The 20,805-nt window shown below is 39.4% G+C and carries 18 protein-coding genes and 1 pseudogene; 12 read left to right on the top strand and 7 right to left on the bottom strand.

The features are described 5' to 3' along the window. Positions 1-161: 161 nt before the first annotated feature. Both VIM94_RS00130 and VIM94_RS00125 read right to left on the bottom strand, forming a co-directional pair. Entirely contained in the window at positions 162-1,004 is an 843-nt protein-coding gene (locus VIM94_RS00130; RefSeq protein WP_332037260.1) for a ferritin-like domain-containing protein, read from the bottom strand. Positions 1,005-1,031: 27 nt separating this feature from the next. Then, positions 1,032-1,772, bottom strand: coding sequence for a ferritin-like domain-containing protein (locus tag VIM94_RS00125; protein WP_332037259.1), 741 nt, complete (start codon positions 1,770-1,772; stop codon positions 1,032-1,034). A 256-nt stretch (positions 1,773-2,028) separates the two neighbouring features. Between VIM94_RS00125 and VIM94_RS00120 the strand changes: the two genes are divergently transcribed. From VIM94_RS00120 to VIM94_RS00085, 8 genes are all read left to right on the top strand, one after another. Next, positions 2,029-3,906 carry an OstA-like protein gene (locus VIM94_RS00120; protein WP_332037258.1) on the top strand — a complete coding sequence of 626 codons (1,878 nt, stop codon included), beginning with the start codon at positions 2,029-2,031 and terminating at the stop codon, positions 3,904-3,906. Next, a complete protein-coding gene (locus tag VIM94_RS00115) occupies positions 3,903-5,099 on the top strand; it encodes an aspartate aminotransferase family protein (protein ID WP_332037257.1) in 1,197 nt (398 codons plus the stop codon). Before VIM94_RS00120 ends, VIM94_RS00115 begins: the two co-directional genes overlap by 4 nt. Before the next feature lie 91 nt (positions 5,100-5,190). Then, a complete protein-coding gene (locus tag VIM94_RS00110) occupies positions 5,191-6,588 on the top strand; it encodes a tetratricopeptide repeat protein (RefSeq protein WP_332037256.1) in 1,398 nt (465 codons plus the stop codon). A gap of 40 nt (positions 6,589-6,628) precedes the next feature. Then, complete coding sequence (locus VIM94_RS00105; RefSeq protein WP_332037255.1) at positions 6,629-7,567, top strand: DUF368 domain-containing protein; 939 nt, start codon at positions 6,629-6,631, stop codon at positions 7,565-7,567. Then, positions 7,554-8,579: a DUF368 domain-containing protein gene (locus VIM94_RS00100; protein ID WP_332037254.1), complete on the top strand. Its 1,026-nt coding sequence runs from the start codon at positions 7,554-7,556 to the stop codon at positions 8,577-8,579. Before VIM94_RS00105 ends, VIM94_RS00100 begins: the two co-directional genes overlap by 14 nt. Beyond that, positions 8,579-9,310, top strand: coding sequence for a shikimate dehydrogenase (gene aroE, locus VIM94_RS00095; protein WP_332037253.1), 732 nt, complete (start codon positions 8,579-8,581; stop codon positions 9,308-9,310). The genes VIM94_RS00100 and aroE overlap by 1 nt, the downstream gene beginning before the upstream one ends. A gap of 115 nt (positions 9,311-9,425) precedes the next feature. Beyond that, a complete protein-coding gene (locus VIM94_RS00090) occupies positions 9,426-11,681 on the top strand; it encodes a DUF349 domain-containing protein (protein ID WP_332037252.1) in 2,256 nt (751 codons plus the stop codon). 12 nt (positions 11,682-11,693) lie between these two features. Further along, positions 11,694-12,320, top strand: coding sequence for a class I SAM-dependent methyltransferase (locus VIM94_RS00085; RefSeq protein ID WP_332037251.1), 627 nt, complete (start codon positions 11,694-11,696; stop codon positions 12,318-12,320). Positions 12,321-12,564: 244 nt separating this feature from the next. Here the strand turns inward: VIM94_RS00085 and mazG are convergent, their stop codons facing one another. The 5 genes from mazG to VIM94_RS00060 all read right to left on the bottom strand — a co-directional run bounded on the left by mazG (position 12,565) and on the right by VIM94_RS00060 (position 17,377). Further along, complete coding sequence (gene mazG, locus VIM94_RS00080; RefSeq protein ID WP_332037249.1) at positions 12,565-13,338, bottom strand: nucleoside triphosphate pyrophosphohydrolase; 774 nt, start codon at positions 13,336-13,338, stop codon at positions 12,565-12,567. 142 nt (positions 13,339-13,480) lie between these two features. Further along, positions 13,481-14,314 carry an endonuclease/exonuclease/phosphatase family protein gene (locus VIM94_RS00075; RefSeq protein WP_332037248.1) on the bottom strand — a complete coding sequence of 278 codons (834 nt, stop codon included), beginning with the start codon at positions 14,312-14,314 and terminating at the stop codon, positions 13,481-13,483. A gap of 293 nt (positions 14,315-14,607) precedes the next feature. After that, positions 14,608-15,249 carry a class I SAM-dependent methyltransferase gene (locus VIM94_RS00070; RefSeq protein WP_332037247.1) on the bottom strand — a complete coding sequence of 214 codons (642 nt, stop codon included), beginning with the start codon at positions 15,247-15,249 and terminating at the stop codon, positions 14,608-14,610. Between the two features lie 129 nt (positions 15,250-15,378). Further along, the gene (locus VIM94_RS00065) at positions 15,379-16,413 is read right to left on the bottom strand and encodes a hypothetical protein (protein WP_332037246.1); all 1,035 of its coding nucleotides are present in this window, start codon (positions 16,411-16,413) and stop codon (positions 15,379-15,381) included. Further along, positions 16,406-17,377: a ribose-phosphate pyrophosphokinase gene (locus VIM94_RS00060; RefSeq protein ID WP_332037245.1), complete on the bottom strand. Its 972-nt coding sequence runs from the start codon at positions 17,375-17,377 to the stop codon at positions 16,406-16,408. Before VIM94_RS00060 ends, VIM94_RS00065 begins: the two co-directional genes overlap by 8 nt. 330 nt (positions 17,378-17,707) lie before the next feature. On the opposite strand from VIM94_RS00060, the gene VIM94_RS00055 reads away from it, so the two are divergent. The 4 genes and pseudogenes from VIM94_RS00055 to VIM94_RS00040 form a co-directional block, all read left to right on the top strand. Next, entirely contained in the window at positions 17,708-17,926 is a 219-nt protein-coding gene (locus VIM94_RS00055) for a hypothetical protein (protein ID WP_332037244.1), read from the top strand. 51 nt (positions 17,927-17,977) lie between these two features. Continuing rightward, complete coding sequence (locus VIM94_RS00050) at positions 17,978-19,069, top strand: DUF3644 domain-containing protein (RefSeq protein WP_332037243.1); 1,092 nt, start codon at positions 17,978-17,980, stop codon at positions 19,067-19,069. Positions 19,070-19,227: 158 nt separating this feature from the next. After that, complete coding sequence (locus VIM94_RS00045; protein ID WP_332037242.1) at positions 19,228-20,202, top strand: SDH family Clp fold serine proteinase; 975 nt, start codon at positions 19,228-19,230, stop codon at positions 20,200-20,202. 327 nt (positions 20,203-20,529) lie between these two features. After that, positions 20,530-20,805 (top strand): annotated as a pseudogene (locus tag VIM94_RS00040) (hypothetical protein); the annotation flags it as partial.

Here is a 20,805-nt window from a genome sequence, read left to right as displayed (position 1 = left end):
CACCAAATAAAATGCACAAGCAAAGCACCTTGAAAAGAAAACAGTATAAATCAAAAAAGCTGAACAATGGGAACATTGTTCAGCTTTAATTAATAAATTTAATCCTTTAATAATCTGTATCGGTTATTTAGGACTAGACATAACAACGAACTTAGAATTAATTATCCCTCATTCGAAGCGATGAATAACCCGGCAATTTGTTGAGCTACATCACCACTTATTGGTTCATCAAAAGATTGTGAAACCGATTCTGCGCTGAATCCCGTAGCATTAACCAGATCAACTCCCCCCTGGGTCACATTTTCTTCACCGTCATACACCGCCTGGGTTGCTTCTGGCATTTCAGGACCACGATTATCTAAGGTTATCCAGCCTAATGCGTTTTCATTGGTACTTTCGTTGAGAACATCGGCTCTTAACCTTCTGATTTCTGACGCGTGTCTCGCTTCTACAGAGTGGATTTGCAAAGCTGGAGTAAGGAAGTCGGTTCCCATAAGATTAGCTGCCTGCCCTTTATAAGCTCTCACACCGGTATCTTCAAATGCCTGTGCTAATGCCAGTAATTGAGCGTAGGCCATATCATTATTCGGATTAAAAGGATCAAATGCTCCTCCCGCGGTAAAATCGAACTCTGGTGATTCTATTGAGTTATCTCCCAAACCGGTTTGCAAGAAAGTAACATGAGCAGATTCATGTTTGGAAATCTGGTTATAGACCGCTTCAGCTCTACCACCACTAGGTAATACACCAGAATCTAAAGCTTTGATATAAAATTCGGCTTCCAGATATTCCAGGCTAAGGGCTAGTTGTAGTGCAGAAGTGGCATCGTTACCACTGTTTTGGGCAAATGCTTTACCAGATGTAGAAGCCAGGCCAAAGGGAACGGCTACCATAGCGGCTTTTTTACCTAAACTCCCTAAGCTGCCAAGCATTTCCCGCCTGGAAGAAGCTTTTCTGGTAAGGCTTTCCGAAGTAAATTCATCTAAAAATTTTATAATATCCATAATGTTGTTTTTAATTTGATTAGTTAATTATTGCGGCAAATTATTGGCTGTAAATTCGGTAACCACGAAGCCTGTGTCTCCAACTTCGCTAAGAATTGTTTGCGGATCTTTAGCAAGATCAAGCCCATTGCTATCAATAATATCATCGCCTGCAAAAGCAGTATCATTATCTAAATAAATGGAACGGATCGCTGCCGCGTGCCTTGCTTCTACCGAAACAATTTTCCCGGCGAGCACTAGAAAATCTGGAGTTTGCAATAAACTGCCAGCACCGTTATATGCTGCTACGCCGGTATCTTCTAAGACTCTTGCAGTTCCTAACACAGAATCTCTATCTGCAAAATTCACACTGCTAAAATCAAATTCCAGTTCTGGTAAAACCTGGCTAGCCTCAGCGTTTGCGCTAATTGCTGCTTTGAAAAATTCCCGGTGAATTACCTCATGGTCATATAAATCTTCTAAAATTAATTTTTCTTCCACACTAGCTCCGGCCCAGTAAGAACCGTCTAATACCTTGGTATAAAAAGCGGCTTCAAGTTGTTCTAATGCATACGCATAATTTAATATTCCCACATCGCCACTTCCCAGATCAAACACTTCCCCAGGAGGGTTAGGATCAGGCATGTCGTCATCGTCACTACATCCATAAAGTAATAAGCCGGAACCTGCCATAGCAAGTCCGCCCATTTTAAGAAATTTTCTTCGGGAATTACTGTTTTTTGAAGGCTTTGCTGTAACCGCATCTACCTTAATACGTGGTTTTTCCATAATTTAAGTTTTAGTTATTTAATAAACTTACGGGTCACTGTATGGAACGGTTTTATATATGTCGTTAAACTTTTCTAAAGAATAATTTTTAAACCTTAAATTATACTTAATTTTAGAAGATTGTTATTTTTTTTGCCAAAAAAGTATATTTTGTTCAAAATGATAATGACAAGAAAATGTTCTCTAAAACAAACCAGCTATCCTTATTTAAAAAGCCTATTCCCTTAAAATTATTTACTTTTGAAAAAAATTCAGCTTGAGAAACTTTTTCATTTATTTCTTAATAGCATTTCTTTCCGCAGGAATCCTCCGGGCACAGGAGGGGCGAAAGATCGATTATACCAGTGACCGGACACTCAAGAACGAAGAGCGTTATCCCGGAGCTATTATTTTAGGGAAAGTTGAAAACCAGGTGTATTTTATTCACGAAGGAATTGAGATCTGGTGCGACCAGGCTATTCATTACGATCAGGATAACTTTTTCAAAGCCTATGGAAATGTAAGAATGCAACAGGGAGACACCGTAAAGATGCAAAGCGATTACGCCGAGTATAACGGTAATACCCAGTTTGCCTTTGCCAGCGGAAAAGTGAAAATGGAGCGGCCGCAAACCACCCTGGAGACTGACAGCCTTTTCTTTGACCGGAAAAAACAGCAGGCTTATTACCGTAGCGGAGGAAAAGTAACTGACACGGCAAGTGTGCTTACCAGTAATATTGGAAGATACTTCCTGGAAGAAGATAAGTATTCCTTTGTTTCAGAGGTAGTGTTAACCAACCCCGAATATATCATCAATTCAGAACAACTGGATTTTTATTCAGAGAGTGGGCATGCTTATCTCTATGGACCATCAACAATTGAAAGTGAAACCAGCACGGTTTACTGCGAACGCGGATTTTACGATACCCGGGGAGACACCGGTTATTTTGTTAAGAATTCCCGGATTGATTACGACAACCGCCGGGTAGAAGGTGATAGTTTATACTTTAACCGGAATACCAATTTCGCCTCAGCCACAAATAATATCAAAGTCACCGATACCATTAATAAAAGTCTCGTAACCGGCCATTACGCCGAGGTTTATCGGGATAGGGATTCAGTATTTATAACAAAGCGAGCTGTTGCCGCCTCGGTGCAGGATAATGATTCGCTGTTTATTCATAGTGATACTATTATGATCACGGGAAAACCAGATCATCGTGTTATCCGGGGCTATTATGATGTAAGGCTTTTCAAGAGCGATATGAGTGGGAAAAGCGATTCCATCTATACCGACCAGGCCACAGGCTTAACAAAACTCATCAATATTAATCAAGGCCCGGTCACCTCAATCAGTGTGCGCCGAAGCCCGGTTTTATGGTCTGGAGAAAGCCAGATGACCGGTGACACCATCCATCTGCAGAGCAATGTGGAAACCGAACAACTGGATTCTTTAAGGGTTTTTAATAATGCTTTCCTCATTCAAAAGGACAGCATCAAAGGATACAACCAGGTTAAAGGCCAGGATCTTGTTGGATTATTTGAAAACAATGAACTTTTCCAGGTAGATATCAATAAAAATACCGAGACCCTCTATTACAGCAGGAACAGTGAGCAGGAACTTATTGGAATAAATAAAACACTTTCGAGTTCCATCAGGATCCTAATGAACGAAAGGCAGATAGACGACATTTATTACTATCAGAACGTGGATGGTACACTGACTCCCGAGGAGGATTTCCCGTTTAATGCACGGCAACTGAATGGTTTTAACTGGCGGGGTGAAGAACGCCTGTTAAGCAAGGAAGACCTGTTCAAAGGAAAGCCTGTTCCCAAATTAACTCCAATAAAAGGAATCCCACTGCCTGAGGAAGCCGAAGAGTTTTTTGAAGAACGGGAAGAAGATGATTTGCTGCTAAATGAGAATTCCCGACTTCGGCCGGAAGATCTTCAAAATCAAAAAGACAGTACTACCACAGCACAAGATAGCTTGAGACTGCCTGCGGGATTACAGGAGAGAAAAGGCGATACTATTCCCGGCAGACAGGATAATGATAATCCATCTGATACTGATATAAAAAAGGAAGAAGAGGAATTGCTAAAACAATTGCAGGATAAAGAACGGCAAGAGGAAGAAGGAGGAGAAGAAAATTGAAAGAGGATTTTTTAAAATACCAGGCGCAAACCACGCCACATCCATTAGCCCTGGAGGTCTCTCACGCTAAAGGCTCCTACATATATACTACCGATGGTTTAAGACACCTTGATTTTGTGGCCGGGGTATCTGCCTGTAGTCTTGGTCATTGCCATCCCCGAATTGTACAAGCCATAAAAGAGCAGGCCGAAAATTATTTGCATGTGATGGTTTACGGAGAGTATGCACAAAAACCGGCCGTAGAACTAACAAAATTACTGGCTCAACATTTTCCCTCGCCCCTGGAAAAGACCTATTTAACCAATTCGGGTACCGAAGCCATTGAAGGCTCCCTTAAACTAGCCAGGAGATTTACCGGCCGCACTCAGATACTTGCGGCAAAGCAAGCCTATCATGGAAACACTATGGGCTCTTTAAGCCTTATGGACTTTGAAGAACGACAAAAACCTTTCCGGCCACTGCTTGGAGATATTGGTTTTATAAATTTTAATTCTGAAGCTGATCTCGGGAAGATCACAGAAAAAACTGCCGCAGTTATCGTAGAAACAATACAAGGCGGAGCGGGAATTATTCTTCCAAAAGATAATTATTTAAAAAAGCTGAAGCAGCGTTGCAAAGCAACAGGCAGCTTATTGATCCTGGATGAGATCCAGCCGGGCTTTGGACGTACCGGCAAACTCTTTGGATTTGAGAATTTCGGAGTGGTTCCCGACATTGTTGCTATGGGCAAAGGTATGGGGGGCGGCATGCCTATTGGAGCTTTTTCGGCTTCTTCAGAAATTATGGATAGCCTAAGCGATAATCCAAAAATGGGACATATAACCACCTTTGGCGGACATCCCGTAATTGCGGCGGCAGCCCTGGCCACTTTAAAGGAGATTACCGAAACTGACCTTATGGCAGAGGCGCTTCAGAAGGAAAAATTGATCAGGGAAAGGCTGGTACATCCGTTAATTAAGGAAATTCGCGGGAAAGGACTTATGCTTGCACTTATTCTCCCTTCAGAAGAAATCGCCAATGAAGTCATATTAAGATGCAAAGAGCGCCAACTCATTCTTTTCTGGCTTTTGTTTGAAAAAAAAGCAGTGAGAATCACTCCTCCGCTAACAATATCAGAAGAAGAAATTCTGGAAGCTTGTGGCATTATTATTGACACACTGGAAGGCATTGATACTCAAGAAACAATCTGTTAATTAATTTGTTAACAACAATATAAAATTTAAGGGATTTCATACATATACATTTATAAATTTAGAACTGTAGAAATCCCGTAATTCCCTGTCTATGCAATTAAGTCATAACGACGAAAACAATTTCTCACTCACCCGCTTCGAATCTATGCTAAAAACAAACGATGTTTTGTTTTTTGATTCCAACGAATTTGAGAACATAATTAATTACTACCTGGAAAACGGTAAGATAGCGCTGGCCAAGAAGGCTGTTAAGTTAGGCCTGGCGCAACATCCCAGTTCTACCAATCTAAAACTCTTTAAGGTAGAGATTCTGGTATTTGAAGATAAACTGGATCTTGCCGACGGGTTGCTTAGCGAACTTCAGGACCTGGAATCTTCTAATGAGGAGATCTATATTCAGAAAGCACAGATCTTTTCCAAAAGAGACGAGCACCTTAAGGCCATACAAATGTTGGAAATGGCCCTGGAAAACACCCTGGATGAGGCCGATGTATATTCACTAATCGGGATGGAATACCTCTTCCTGGAAGATTTCGAAAAGGCTAAGTTTAGCTTTATGAAGTGTCTGGAAGCCGATGAAGAAGACTATTCTGCACTTTATAATATTATGTATTGCTTCGATTTTCTTGACCAGAAAGAAGAGGCTATCGACTACCTGAATATGTACCTGGATAAAAATCCATACTGCGAGGTAGCCTGGCATCAAATAGGGAAACAATATTTTGATCTTAAAGATTACGAGAAAGCACTTTCGGCTTTTGATTTTGCAATAATAAGCGATGATATTTTTATAGGGGCTTACCTTGAAAAAGGAAAAGTTCTGGAGAAGCTCGGGCGTTATAACGAAGCCATAGAAAACTACAAGATAACCCTGGAGTTGGATGATCCTACTTCTTTTGCTTATTTGCGAATTGGAAAATGCTTTGAGAAACTCGGTTTAGACGACCTTGCTTTAAAACATTACAAGCAGTGCGTACACGAAGATCCGCTTTTGGATAAGGGCTGGATCGCCATAACCGATTTCTATATCAGGAATAAAAACTTTCAGAAAGCGCTTTACTATATCAATAAAGCCATTAGCATCGACGAAGATAATGTGCTTTACTGGAAACGTTATGCAAAGATCAATAACAGGCTGAAATTATACGAAGAAGCAGAGATTGGCTATAAAAAAAGCCTTGAACTGGGAAATTACGAACTGGAAACCTGGATAAAACGTTGCGATATTCTTACCGATTTAGGTGAATTCGAAATTGCGGTTAAAAACCTGAATCAGGCTTTGGAATTTCACCCTGATTCAGCCGAAGTGGAATTCAGGCTCGCAGGATTATATTTCAAGCTTAACGAAGGCGATAAAGCTTATTATCACCTTAATAACGGTCTTAAAATTGATGCTGAATATTACATCATCATCGAAGAAATTTTTCCGCAAATCTTTCAGCGTAAAAGCGTAAAAGAAATTATAAATTCCTTTATAAAGCTCTCTTAGTTATTTTACTAACTTTGGATGGAATTTTTAATTTTCAGGAATGCAAAGAAGCTTCTATGATTACCTTACCATAAGCTTAAAGGGAGTAGCTATGGGTGCTGCAGATGTGGTTCCCGGCGTCTCGGGTGGAACAATCGCTTTTATCTCAGGAATTTATGAAGAACTTATCTCCACCATTAGCGGGATAAAACCTTCCCTGCTAAAAACCTGGAGAACAGATGGCTTTAAAGCGATGTGGAAAGAACTCAACGGTCCTTTTATTATCGCTCTTTTTTCAGGTATCCTTATAAGCCTGTTTACCGTAATGCGGCTGGCCAACTATCTCCTGGAAAATCACCCTATACTTATCTGGTCTTTCTTTTTTGGACTGGTAGTCGCTAGTGTATGGTATGTAGGAAGCCAGATACCAAGATGGAATCTTAAAGTGCTGCTTTCGCTAATTATTGGAGCTGCTGTTGCTTTTTATATAGTCTCTCTACCTCCCCTGGGAGCAAATACCGGCAATCTTTTTATTTTCTTTGCAGGTGCAATCGCGATTTGCGCCATGATCTTACCGGGAATTTCAGGGGCATTTATCCTGGTGTTGCTAGGTGCCTACAAAACCATAACCGAGGCTGCACACGATTTCGACTTTAAAACGCTGGGAATTTTTGCATTGGGTGCCGTAGTAGGTCTATTAAGTTTTTCTAAGTTACTGAAGTGGCTTTTTGTACATTATACCAATATCACCCTGGGTGTTCTTACAGGATTTATCGCCGGCTCACTCAATAAAATATGGCCCTGGAAAGAAGTTCTTGAAACCGAATTATACGGCGAGAAAGAGGTAGTTTTAAAAGAAGCTTCGGTATTACCCTGGAACTTTAGCGGAGAGCCTAATACCCTTTATGCCATAGTTTTGATGCTGGCAGGCTTCCTGCTAATTTTCCTTTTAGAACGTTTTGCCAGTAAAAACCCTGAACAGGAAGATGCAACAAACTAGAACCCTTACCGATAAAGTACTGCTGGTACTTAAAGGTTTGGCAATGGGTGCCGCCAACAAAGTCCCCGGAATTTCGGGAGGCGTGGTGGCATTTGTGGCCGGGTTCTATGAGGAATTTATCTATTCGCTTCAGAAGATAAATTTAAAAGCTTTCAAATTGCTAATAAATGGTAGGTTTGGAAGTTTATATCAATATGTAAATGGTAAGTTTCTGGGGTTATTAATCTTAGGGATGCTTATAAGTTATTTCAGCGTTTCCAAACTTCTGGACCTACTCATGCTGGAATATGAGCTATTTGTGTGGGCCTCTTTCTTCGGGATGATCATTGGTTCCATCTACTACATAAGTATGGATTTTGAGGAATGGAGCCAGCGCAGCCTGGCTTTTGTAGCTATGGGAATTATGGCCGGGCTGGCCATTAGTTTCCTGGAACCGGCTAAGGAAAATGACAATCTTTGGTTTGTGTTTTTCTGCGGAATGGTAGGCGTATCAGGAATGACCCTCCCCGGCCTATCAGGCTCATTCATCCTTATTTTACTGGGAAACTACGTCTTGTTGCTGGTAGATTCTGTCAATGCCCTTTACGATACCATTGCTGATCTTTTTTTATTGGATTTCAGTTTTTTAAATAATGCCGACAGGATGCGGCTTTTAGAAGTGATGGGCGTTTTTGCCTTAGGTTCCCTGGCGGGACTTGTGAGCTTATCCCACCTGCTGGGATTCGTCCTGAAGCATTATAAAAAAGATACTTTTGCCACTATTATAGGTTTTATCACCGGTTCCCTGGGAGTGGTATGGCCCTGGAAGGAAAAGATCTATGAAATTGGCGCCGATGGTAGAATTATGATAGACAGCACAGGTAATAAGGTATTGGATAACTACGACCGCTATTTGCCATCCTTCAGTTCCTCTGAGACCTGGCTGGCGATTTTCTTCATTATTCTGGGTGCCTTCCTCGTACTGGGACTGGCCTGGTATGAAAAGAGAAACTCTAAAATTAAATCGGTGTAATGAAGACTTACGGCCTTGTTGGAAAAAACATAGACTATTCTTTTTCCAGAACCTATTTTGCAGCTAAGTTCAAAAGGGAAAACATCCCGGCAACCTATAAAAACTTCGACCTGGAAGACATCAGTCAGTTTCCTGAAATTCTACAAAACACTCCTGAAATTTCCGGGTTAAATGTCACTATTCCTTATAAACAGGCGGTGATTCCATTTTTGGATAGACTTTCTGCCGATGCCGAAAATATCGGGGCGGTAAACACCATAAAAATTGAACAGGACCAAAGCTTAACCGGGCATAATACCGATTTCATTGGTTTCAGGCAATCGATTCAGGAATTGTTGAAAAAGCCCCATAAAAAGGCTCTTATTCTTGGCACCGGCGGCGCTTCAAAAGCAGTAGCCTATGCTTTGGAGGACCTTGGGATTGAGTTCAGATTCGTATCAAGAAAACCGGGAAATAACCAGCTTGACTATGCGGTAATAGATAAGGCGCTTTTAAAGGAATTTACAATTATTATCAATTGCACTCCACTAGGTACTTTCCCCGCCGTAGAAGAACACCCACCGCTGCCTTTTCAGTATATTAACTCTTCTCATTTGGTTTACGACCTCATTTATAATCCCGAAAGCACTAAATTGATGGATCTGGCAAGAAAACAAGGCGCAAGAGTTTCCAATGGCCTAAAAATGCTGGAACTGCAGGCCGAAGCTGCCTGGAAAATCTGGAATTCCTAAGCCTAATTCTGCTAGTTTTTAATCTATACAAATAGGGCCAATTGTTTGTCCAATTTTAGGGGAGTTACTATCTTTCAGCCTAAATAAAAATTGACGAACCTTAACATTGAAAGATATGTCTCAAGAAGAAAATGAAAACAAAAAGGAAGAGCTTTCCAACGAAAACCTCCAAAAGCCTAAAGATAAGGAGCAGGAAGAAAGCCAGGAAAATGTAAACGAGGAAAATTCATTTTCTGAACCAGAAGAAGAGAAAAAATCTAAAGAAAAAGGATCTCAACAAAGTATTCCGGAAGAAAAAGAAAGCGAATTGGAAGATGCTATAATAGAAGAAGCTTCTTCAGAAAAATCTTCAAAGGACAGGGAGACTGCCGATAGTTTGGAAGAATCTATGGTAGAAGCTGAGAAAGTTTCAAAGGAAGATGAACCTGGGACGCAACCTGAGACTACTTCAGAAAAGAATTCAGAAGAAACTAAAGATGCAAAGGATAAAGAAGCTACAGCAGATAAACCAGAAGTAGATTCAGAAGAATCTTTAGATAAAGACGAGGATGAGGTAAAAAGTGAAGACAAAACTCCAAAAGACGCCCAGGGAGATGTAGATGATGCCGTAGCAGAGCATAGTGAAGACGAAAGCACCGGGGAGCGCCACAATATTGCGCAGAAGGACTACCACGCCATGAGCAAAGAAGCTCTGGTAGACGAGCTGGAGCATCTTTTAAAGACAGAAAAGATACAGGCCATAAAAGAGCACGTTGCCGAGATTCGTGCTGAATTCAATGCGAAGTTCGATGAAGAACTGGAGGAGAAAAAAGAAGACTTTCTAGCCGATGGCGGAAACATAATAGACTTCCACTACTCTACTCCACTAAAAAAACGCTTCAACTCCCTTATTTTTGATTATAAGGAAAAACGCAATAAATATTACCAGCAGCTCAAGCAGGATCTCAATAAAAACCTTAATACCCGCCTGGAAATCATCGAGGAATTAAAAGGCCTGATTGATGTTGAAGAGAATATAAACACCACCTACAAGCATTTTAAAGAACTTCAGGATCGCTGGAAGGTCGCGGGACCTATTCCAAGGGATCAGTACAATAATGTTTGGAACACCTACCATCACCACGTAGAGAATTTCTATGATTTCCTGCATTTGAACAGGGAATTCCGCGATATGGATTTTAAACATAATCTCGAGCAGAAGCTCAAGGTTATAGACCGTGCTGAAGAACTTTTACAGGAGGCAGATGTGAACCGCGCCTTTAGGGAGTTACAGATGCTGCACAAAATGTGGAAAGAGGAACTCGGTCCTGTTGGCAAGGAGTTTAGAGAGGAGATTTGGGATCGGTTTAGCACTACCACCAAAAAGATACACGATAAACGCCAGGAATACTTCAGCAAACTCGATGAAGAATTTGAGGAAAACTGGAAGAAGAAACAGGAAATCATTGAAAAGATCAGGCTAATTGCCGAGGAGGATTACACCACTCACAATAAGTGGCAACAAAAGATCAAAGAAATTGAGGCGCTAAGAGAAGAGTTCTTCAAAGCCGGAAAAGTGCCGCGCAGTAAAAATGAAGAAACCTGGAGCCGGTTTAAGCAGGAAGTAAGAAAATTTAACCGCAATAAGAATTCTTTCTATAAGAATCTCAAAAAGCAGCAGTACGACAACCTGGAGAAGAAAAAGGAACTCATCAAAATCGCTGAAGACAATAAAGACAGCGACGATTTCAAGACCGTTACCCCTTTGATGAAAAAGGTCCAGGCCGATTGGAAAAAGATTGGCCATGTTCCCCGCAAAGACAGCGACAAGGTGTGGAAGCAATTCAAAGCGGCCTGCAACCACTATTTCGATAGGTTACACGCCAATAGAAATGAAGAGAACAAGGAAGAATTTGAAGCCTACGACAAGAAAAAGGAAATTCTCGATAGGCTAAAAGCCCTCGAATTAACAGGCGATAAAAAAGAAGATCTTCCAAAGATCAAAGAATTAATCGCTGCCTGGCGAGAAGTTGGGAAAGTACCTCAAAACAAAAGATTTATTGAAGGAAAATTCAATAAAACCCTGGACCAGGTCTTCAACAAGATCGACATGGACAAGACCAAGATCGAGATGATGAAGTATGAAAACAAGATCCAGAGCATTAATGAAGCTGAAGATGACAGGAAGTTGCAAAATGAGCATTATTTCCTTACTAAAAAGATAGAAGAAACCAAAGGCGAAATTCGCCAGTTGGAGAATAACCTTCAGTTCTTCTCGAATGTAGATGAGGATAATCCCCTGGTACAGGAAGTTCACAAGAATATCGCCGACCATAAGGCGCAGCTTGAAGTCTGGAAAGAAAAATTGCGAAAGATCAAATCGCTGTATTAATATCTCTTCGGAATGAAATGCACTTTATGCGGTGCTAAAACCAAAGCATTCCAGAAAAGTGAAAACCGGGAATTTGTGGCCTGCACCAATTGTGGAGGCATACAGCTCTTACCTGAATTTTACATAACGCAAAATTCTGAAAAAGAACGCTATTTAACCCATAACAATGATGTAGAAGATCCCCGCTATCAGCAATTCGTTAGCCCGATAACTTCTGAGATCATAAAAGATTTTTCTGTAGAAAACTCAGGTTTGGATTATGGGTGTGGCACGGGACCGGTAGCCACCAGCGAATTGGAAAAACAGGGTTTTTCAGTAGCGCTTTACGATCCTTATTTCTTTCCGGATAAAGATGTCCTGGAGAATACATACGATTTTATTATTTGCTGTGAAGTAATGGAACATTTCTATGATCCGGCAGGGGAATTCCGGGATCTCTGCGATAAATTAAATCCCGGGGGTAAACTCTATTGCAAAACTTCTCTTTATTCAGAAGACATCGATTTTGAAAACTGGTATTATAAGAACGACCCTACGCACGTATTTTTCTACACCGAAGGAAGTCTGCTCTGGATCCGAGAAAATTTAGGTTTCAGGCAGGTAGAAATTACCCCAAAGCTAATCGTATTCAGTAAATAGAATAGATTCTGCTTTACTTTTAGACTTAGGCCAGGACTTCCCGATACTTTTTTTATCCGCTATCGCTTCATAAAAAAACCCGAAGTCAACGTCCGGAGTATGGATCAAGACGCGAACTCATCCGGAGTTATTCAATAACTTTCAAGCAAAAGTCTAAAAATTCAACAGGTAGGAAAGAAACTATTCGTGAATTCGTGGCTATCAAATATTTTTCAATTTTCAACCTCGAATCCTGAACTTTAAATCACAAGGATTTAGCCTCATTCCAAAAAACATCCATTTCGGCCAGGGTCATGTCTTTTAGAGCTTTGTTCTGTTCTTTTGCCTTAGTCTCCAGATACTGAAAACGCTGTATGAATTTCTTGTTGGTTCGTTCCAGGGCATTTTCAGGATTAACTTTTAGAAATCTCGCATAATTGATCATAGAAAAGAGCACATCTCCAAATTCGGCTTCTATTTTTTCCTGATTATGCGCATTGACTTCGTGTTGCAGTTCTCCCAATTCCTCCTGTAACTTTTCAAAAACCTGTTGTGGCTCCTCCCAGTCAAAACCAACCCCGGCTACTTTATCCTGAATGCGATTGGCTTTCACCAATGCCGGAAGCGAACGCGGCACCCCTTCCAGGACGCTTTTTTTACCTTCTTTCAATTTTAGATTTTCCCAGTTTCGCTTCACCTCTTCTTCGTCGGCGACTTCAACATCTCCGTAAATATGAGGATGCCGGGCAATTAATTTATCGCAAATACTATTGGCAACATCGGCGATATCAAAGGCCTTCTTCTCACTTCCTATTTTCGCATAAAAAACCAGGTGTAATAACACATCTCCTATCTCCTTTTTAACCTCGTCCAGGTCATTATCCAGAATAGCGTCTCCCAGCTCGTAGGTCTCTTCTATAGTTAGATGTCTAAGGGATTCCATGGTCTGCTTCCGGTCCCAGGGACATTGCTCACGGAGTTCATCCATAATAGTCAGGAGGCGATCGAATGCTTTAAGTTGCTCTTCTCTGGTATTCATAGCGGTCTTTTGAATTTGGGCAAAAATAAGATAATAAAAACCAATGCTCAAACCTGTGTCGATTTGTTCACAAAGCTGGTTTCAATGCTAATTACCCAAGGTCTAAAAGAAGCAGCGCTTAAACTAAGAAGCTATCTCAAAATTATTTCAGTAATTCAATTAGGGCAAAAACCGGCCGATGATCTGAAGCATAGGTCTCCTCAATGACTTTGTGCGCTTTTGTGCTGAATTTTTGTTGAGGATGCTTATAAGCTATAAAATCGATAGCCCTGCTGGGTGCTATTACGGGTATAGTTGGCGGACAGTTATTACAGCTTAACCTAAAAGCTGAAGTGAGCAAATCTATAGTTTCAGAGCCCGGGACATCGTTAAAGTCTCCTGCAAGGATTACCGGCAGGTTCATTTTTTCCACAATTTCAAGAATCCTCTTAAGCTGCCGGATTCTACTCGGGGAGTTTGCTTTATAGTCTAAATGCGTACTGGCGAAAATAATTTTATTGCCTCCTGGTAGTCTGATTTTACCTGTAGCCATTACGCGGTCTTCTGTATCTGCTTCCGGATCATTCGGTAATGGGTGAGTTTCAGCTTCCTCTATGGGATATTTAGAAAGTATTGCATTCCCATATTCTCCTCCGTTGAAATTAAGTGCCTTCGAAAAATAAAAATACATATTCAATTTCTCAGCAATCATAGCGGCCTGATTCCCTTCTCCCGACCTTTCCGTGCCGGAATCTACTTCCTGAAGCGCTACCAGATCGGCATCCTGATCCTTTATTACCCGAACAATCGCATCTATATCTATAGAATCAGGTTGTGAAGGAGGATTGGCGTGATGAATATTATAAGAAATAACTTTTATTTCCACTACGCTATTAATGGTATCATTTAATTTATTCCGGGCAGCACTGGAGGTAGACAGAAATAATATGCTGAGAAGAAACAGCATATTTTGAGGGTTCAGGATTCTGGGAAACATCAAGATTTGATTGTTTTGAGTTTTATAGCTTAAAATTGAAAACTTTGAGCTCTATAAACGAAATTATTTAGTCCTCCAAGTTAAATAATTATCGGCCCCGATATTATTCCAGATCGGGTAATTTTTTTCCATCCCTATAAAAACTCAGAAATTAAAACTTAGAGCATTCCAATCCGGTAAGCCCGGGAAAAGCCTTTAAGAGACAAGAATATCAAGGCCTATGCAATTGGTTTAAACTTAAACCACCACCATTCACCCGTTTTTTAAATTTGGTTTATTCACAAACCCGGGATTTATTTTTTTGTTGCCCTAACTACCACAAAAGAACCTTCTCCTGTTCCTTCTTTAGGTTCTTCAGTTTTTTGAATGTTTTCTAAATCATCAAAAAGGCATTGCGAGAACACCGGGTTTTTAAATCCGGAGGCTTTTAATAAATCTTCAACTTCTGATGTTAAATAAAAACGGGCATTTTTATAGAAAGTACTTCTTCCTTTTTTCTCCTCATATTGAATCCCGATCTTACTTCCCTTATCGATAAAACCAATAATTACGTGACCGCCTCTTTTTATAACCCTGTTAGCTTCTTTCAGGGCTTTAGGAAAACTATCCAGGTGACAAATAGTAACAAACAACACAAAATCAAAATGTAAATCTTTGTAAGGCAGATGTTCAGCCGTGGCTTTTACCACTTCCAAAGCCTTATCTAAGGCGAGATTGCGCATGCTCGTGGCCGGCTCTACCCCTTCTTTAATTCCTAAGGCCTGGGCATACCTGCCAGATCCCATTCCTACTTCGATTCCTAAAATATTTTCCGGTAATTCCTGAAAATGCCTTCTAATAGCAAGAATTTCAGAATCAAATATTGCCGGAAATCGGTCAAACCAGGCCTCGTATTCCGCTACATTTCTTTCAAAAACTTCTGTATTGGCCATCATTTTATAAATTAAAAGTTATTTTTTTTGCTCACATCCTATTTCAAGATAGGAAGTTCTGTTGCTTTAGGAAATGATTTTTATCAATTCAGCCCACTCCACTATTCCTCAAGGACATAGAACAGGAAGTTCCTACTTAAGAGCTTCAGCATATTTTTGCGCCAGATCAAGAAATTTCTGAGCACGTTTTTTCCATTTTGGATCGTTTTTATAAGGCGCTTCTTTGATATGCCAAATCGCAAACCGCGTTCTTTGGCTTGCTTGTATACTTTTATAAAAATGGATGAGGGATTCCTGAACTTCATCTCCAGTTATTTCCCGGTAAATCTGAAAAAACACATCTCCCAGGTTTTCATTTCCTAATAATTCACATTCCACAGCCAGAAAAGATAATTCTTCGGCTGTGTCAAGAATTCTCAGATCCTTATTAAATTCCAGGCAGTCTATAATTAAGGGCTCCTCCTTTAAGCATACATGTTCCGGTTTAAGATCGCCATGCGCTTCAATAACTTTCCCTTTCAACACCCGACCTTTAAAAACGGCAGATTCATTTTTAAGGTAAGCATATTGCCTGGAAAAAATATCTTCTAATTGTTCCTGAGACAAATCAAAATCTGGATCTAACAACTTCTCCTGATTAACCTTTATTTTTTCTTTTATCTTTTTGAGGTACTTCTCCGGATTTTCTTCGGCCGGCGGACTGTTTTTATAAAACCTGGAAAGTTTGGTGATAGCCTTATGTAAATATTTTTCATTCAGGCAATTATTTTTTAAAGCGAAATCCAACATCTGCGTTTCATCCAGGCGCTTCATCTTCACGAGCCAGTCTACAGCCTTTCCTGTTCCCCCTAAGTCTAATATTCCTTCTTCCGTTAAGCTTAGCGGCAGCACCTCCAGATAAACCTCTTCTGCAAGCCTTTTATTGAGGCGCACCTCCTCCATACAATTGAAGCGTCTGGCTTCCAGAGTCCTGAAATCGGCTAAATCATACTTCACCGGCTTTTTCATTTTATAAACATGCTGAGCGGTAAGAAAAAGGAAAGACATGTGAGTTTCCTTCATTTGAAAATTCTCAGTATTTTCTTCATAATTATCCCTATCCTTCAAAAAATCAACTTTTTTAGAAGTACTCACATCCCCCGCTCCGGTATTTTGCTTTTTACTCATCTTTTAGAAGGTCTACAAGTGAACCGCCGGCATGGATTCGTTTAATGGCTTCTGCAAAGAGGGGAGCCACCGATAAAACCTTGATCTTTTGTTGCAGCTTAGAATGCGGTAATTTTAAGGGAATAGAATCGGAAATAACAATTTCCCGGATGGCATCATCAGATAAAATTTCACCGGCCCGACTGGAAAAGGAGGCATGGGTGGCAACAGCATACACGGCATCTGCTCCTAAATTAAGACAAGCCTTAGCGGCTCTAAGCATAGTACTGCCCGATGCGATAAGGTCATCAATTATAATCACATTTTTACCTTTAACATCGCCTACTATAGCATCCCCGCTTATCACACCTTTGCTCCGCATTTTTTCCATGATGATTAGCGGCAGACTTTTTCCTGAATGCTTTTCTAAAATTTTCCTGAAATCATCTGCTCTTTTCACGCCTCCAAAATCGGGAGACATGACCGCAATTTCTTTATCCCTGAATTTTTCCAGGAAATAGCCCGCAAAAATATTTTTTGCTTCCAGGTGCTCGGTTATACACCGGAAGGCATTCTGAAAAGCCTGAAGATTATGCACATCTATGTTCACAATCCTATCTATGCCCACGGCCTCAAATAATTGAGCCACATAGCGAATTGTAACGGGATCCCGGGCTTTGGTCCTACGGTCTTTTCGGGCATAACATAAATACGGCACCACCACACTTATACTTTTAGCAGAAGCATCTTTCACCGCAGCTACAAAAAACAATAAGCGGCAAAGCATATCATTCACACTTCCCTGCCGCCCCCCATGCAAGGATTGAATAATAAAAACATCCTGATTCCTTACATTTACCAGCGGCCTGCTTTTATGCTCCCCATCTTCAAATTCCCGCTCTTCGTGATCTGAAAGGGCAATATCCAGTTCCCCGGCGATTTTCTCTCCGAATTCCCGGCTATTCTCAAGGGCGAATACTAACATATTTTCTTTGTTTTTGAGTTGGAAGGAAATTCCTGAAATATATAATTCAGAACTAGCCTTTTCCTAAAAATACGCTACTTAGCTAATAATTACCATGAGAAAAATCATCATAATTTTTGGGAGCCCAAAAAGATTATGATTCTACCCGGACTTCCATACCGAATTATGTTTAATATCCTGTGGATAGATTCTTTCAGAAATTCCTACAAAATATAAATCTAATTCCTATCTTGTTAAAAATTTAACAAGCAGGACCAATTTGAAAGAGATTCTGCAACAGCCGGCCTTCCCTACAATGCCGTTTTTGATAAGCATAAGCCCATTTTCTGCATGCAGACGGAACAAGAAATTAATCCCGGGAACCTATCTATATTCAAGCCTAAAAAGGCTTTCCATAAAACTTTTTTTAGAGTAAAACCCTCAGCCATAGCAGCAGAAATCGCCCGGCCGGGCTATGCACTTTATGGCTTGACGGAGGAAGAGATTGGAATTGCTGTAAGGAGTGCAGGCCGGGAAAATAGTATTTATCCCGTAGAATATATAGAATAAAGAATACTTAGTAAAGTGTAAAACAAGTTGGCATTCATTTTAATCACATAAATGGCATTAAGAAAAGGAAGAACTAAATCAACATTAGAAAGTTCAATAGATGCAGCCCTATTAGCTGTAGAAATATATAACAAACCCAGAACACCATTTAGAGTAGAAGGTTTTATAACTCAAATGATAATGGCTTGGACTAGGTTATTTCACGCTCATTTTAATAATACTATTGGTAACCGTTATTATTACAAAAATGAAAATGGTCGATTTAGAACGATAGATGGTGAAAGAAAATCTTGGGAATTAAAAACCTGTATAAGTAAGTATGGAATATTAGATAATGGAGTTAAATCTAATCTATCATTTTTTATTAAGCTTCGAAATAAAATAGAACATAGGCACATAGATAGAGATGAGATTGGAATTATGATTTTTGGAGAATGTCAATCACTTTTATACAATTATGAAAATACATTAATAGAACTTTTTGGAGAAGATTATGCCTTGAATGAAAGCTTATCATTTTCAATTCAATTTTCAAGAATTAGAAAGAAAACGCAAATTGAAGCAAGTAAAAAACTATTATCAAAAGAAATAAAGGAGCTAAAAAGTTTCATTGATAATTATAGAACTTCGCTATCAGATGAAGTATTCAACAAACAAGAGTACAGTATAAAGCTTATTCAAGTACCGAAAATAGCTAATACTTCAAGAAGTGATTTGGCCATTGAATTTGTAAACTGGAATTCCCTATCAGAAGAAGATAGAGAAAGCTACGAAAGAGTGACTACAATTATAAAAGATAAGGTCTTAAAAAAAGAAGCGATAAATCCAGGAAAAAGAAAACCAAGTGATGTATTAAAAAAGGTGAATTCAGAAATTGAATTTAATATTACTCATTATGATCATACTTGCCTATACTCTTGTTTAAAAATTAGGGCAGCTAAAGGAAATGATATTGATGATCCATTTGATACTAATACCAATTATTGCCATTATGATGAAGTACACAATGATTATGTCTATCAAGATGCTTGGGCAGAACTAATAATCAAAGGGATAAAAGATGGAAGTTTGACAAAACCAGATTGGAAAGCTAAATTTAAAAACAAGGAGGTTATAAATATCAAGGAGATTGAGGGAAATTAAAACGAAATGCCAACATCGGTTATAGCAAATAGCGGGTTTTGTGGAAAAAGTGTAATTTAGAAAATCAAGAAACAAAAGGTTTAGCCGACAAGACCGCGTCCCTACTCCCGCAACTTGCGATAACCGCAAACCGTTGGGCAAAATCTAAAACATAATTTATGTCGCAAAAAAAAGAAAACCAAACTAAGGAACAACCAGAAAAAGTTGAAAAAAAAACAACTCCAGAAGAGGAAAAGAAAAAACAGGAAAAAAAGGAATTAAATCCCGATAAGTTTCTTGATTTAGCCAAGATAATTAATAGAGAAGATGATGTTACCAATTTAAAACCAGTTTTATATCGTCATATCTTAAAAATTGCGTCCAGAAATGAAGTGGATGACAAATATCATATACTTTTTCTTTATGAACCAAATGATAGCATTCAACAAGGGATGGTTGATAGAATTTACAATGCAATTCCAGATGATAATAAAAAACCAATTCTGCTCGTAATTCATAATCATGGAGGAAGAATTGAACCAGCATATTTGATCAGTAAAACTTGTAAAGAATTATCTCCCCATTTTGTAGTAGCAATTCCTCGAAAAGCAAAATCAGCGGCTACATTACTGGCTTTAGGTGGTAATGAAATTCATATGGGACCGATGAGTGAATTAGGTCCAATTGATCCCCAATTTGCTGGTTTACCAGCACTAGGTATAAGTAGTTCTTTAGAAAGTATCGCAAAGATAGTTTGTAAGTATCCTGAGTCCAGTTCAATGTTTTCAGAATTCATGAAAGAAAAACTAGATTTAAGAATTTTAGGTTATTTTGAAAGAGTCTCTGAGTCTGCACAACAATATGCCATAAGATTATTAGCAGGAAAAGAATTAAATTTAGAAGCTAACGATGTAGCACATAAATTAGTTTATGAATATAAAGACCACAGTTTCGTTATCGATAAAGAGGAGGCAAGAGAATTATTAGGAGATGTTATTAAGATTAACACACCGGAATACAAATTTTCGAACGATATCCATAAGTTCCTAAATGAGGTAAATATCATATTAAGCATATTTAATAAAAAATCATTATCAATTGTAGGCTCTCCAAAAGATTTCATATTTGCAGATAAGAAAGAAGAAACGGATTAATAGACTGAGTCCATCAAAGAACCAAGCTAACTTCCAGGCATTTTACCCTAATTTTGAGACATAATTTTCATCCTTAGGCAGGCTTGATTATGCCACTGCAAAGTCGGTCGTCCCAAATAGGGGGGTTTCCCGAAAAGGTGTAATTTTAGAAACCAGGAAAGGTAATAGTTAAGCCGCCATCCCGATAGCTATCGGGAGCGTCCCTTACTCTGCCAACTTGTGTAATGCGCAGCCGTTGGTGACAAGCCTAAAAAATGACATATACTGCCATATTACAATTTAAAACAGGGCTTTATTGGATAATTTAGTACAAATGGAACTAAACGAATGAAAACAATTTTTGACAAAAATAATCGAGAGCAATTAATAAGCAGAATTGAACAAATCGATGAAGACAAAAAAGCCGAATGGGGAAAGATGAACTTAATCCAAATGCTCAAACATAATACCTATTGGAACCGATGGATTCTTGGAAAAGACAATCACAGGTATAAACAGGCATTTATGGGGAAGATATTTGGAAAAATAGCTTTGAAGAGAATGATAAAGGATGAAAAGCCATTTGACAAGAACATTCCTACCTCTGACCAATTCAAAGTAAAA

The sequence above is a fragment of the Salegentibacter sp. genome, from assembly GCF_036568425.1.
Classification (GTDB): Bacteria; Bacteroidota; Bacteroidia; order Flavobacteriales; family Flavobacteriaceae; genus Salegentibacter.
Note: the sequence above shows the minus strand (reverse complement) of the source record. Positions and strands in the feature narration are given on the sequence as shown.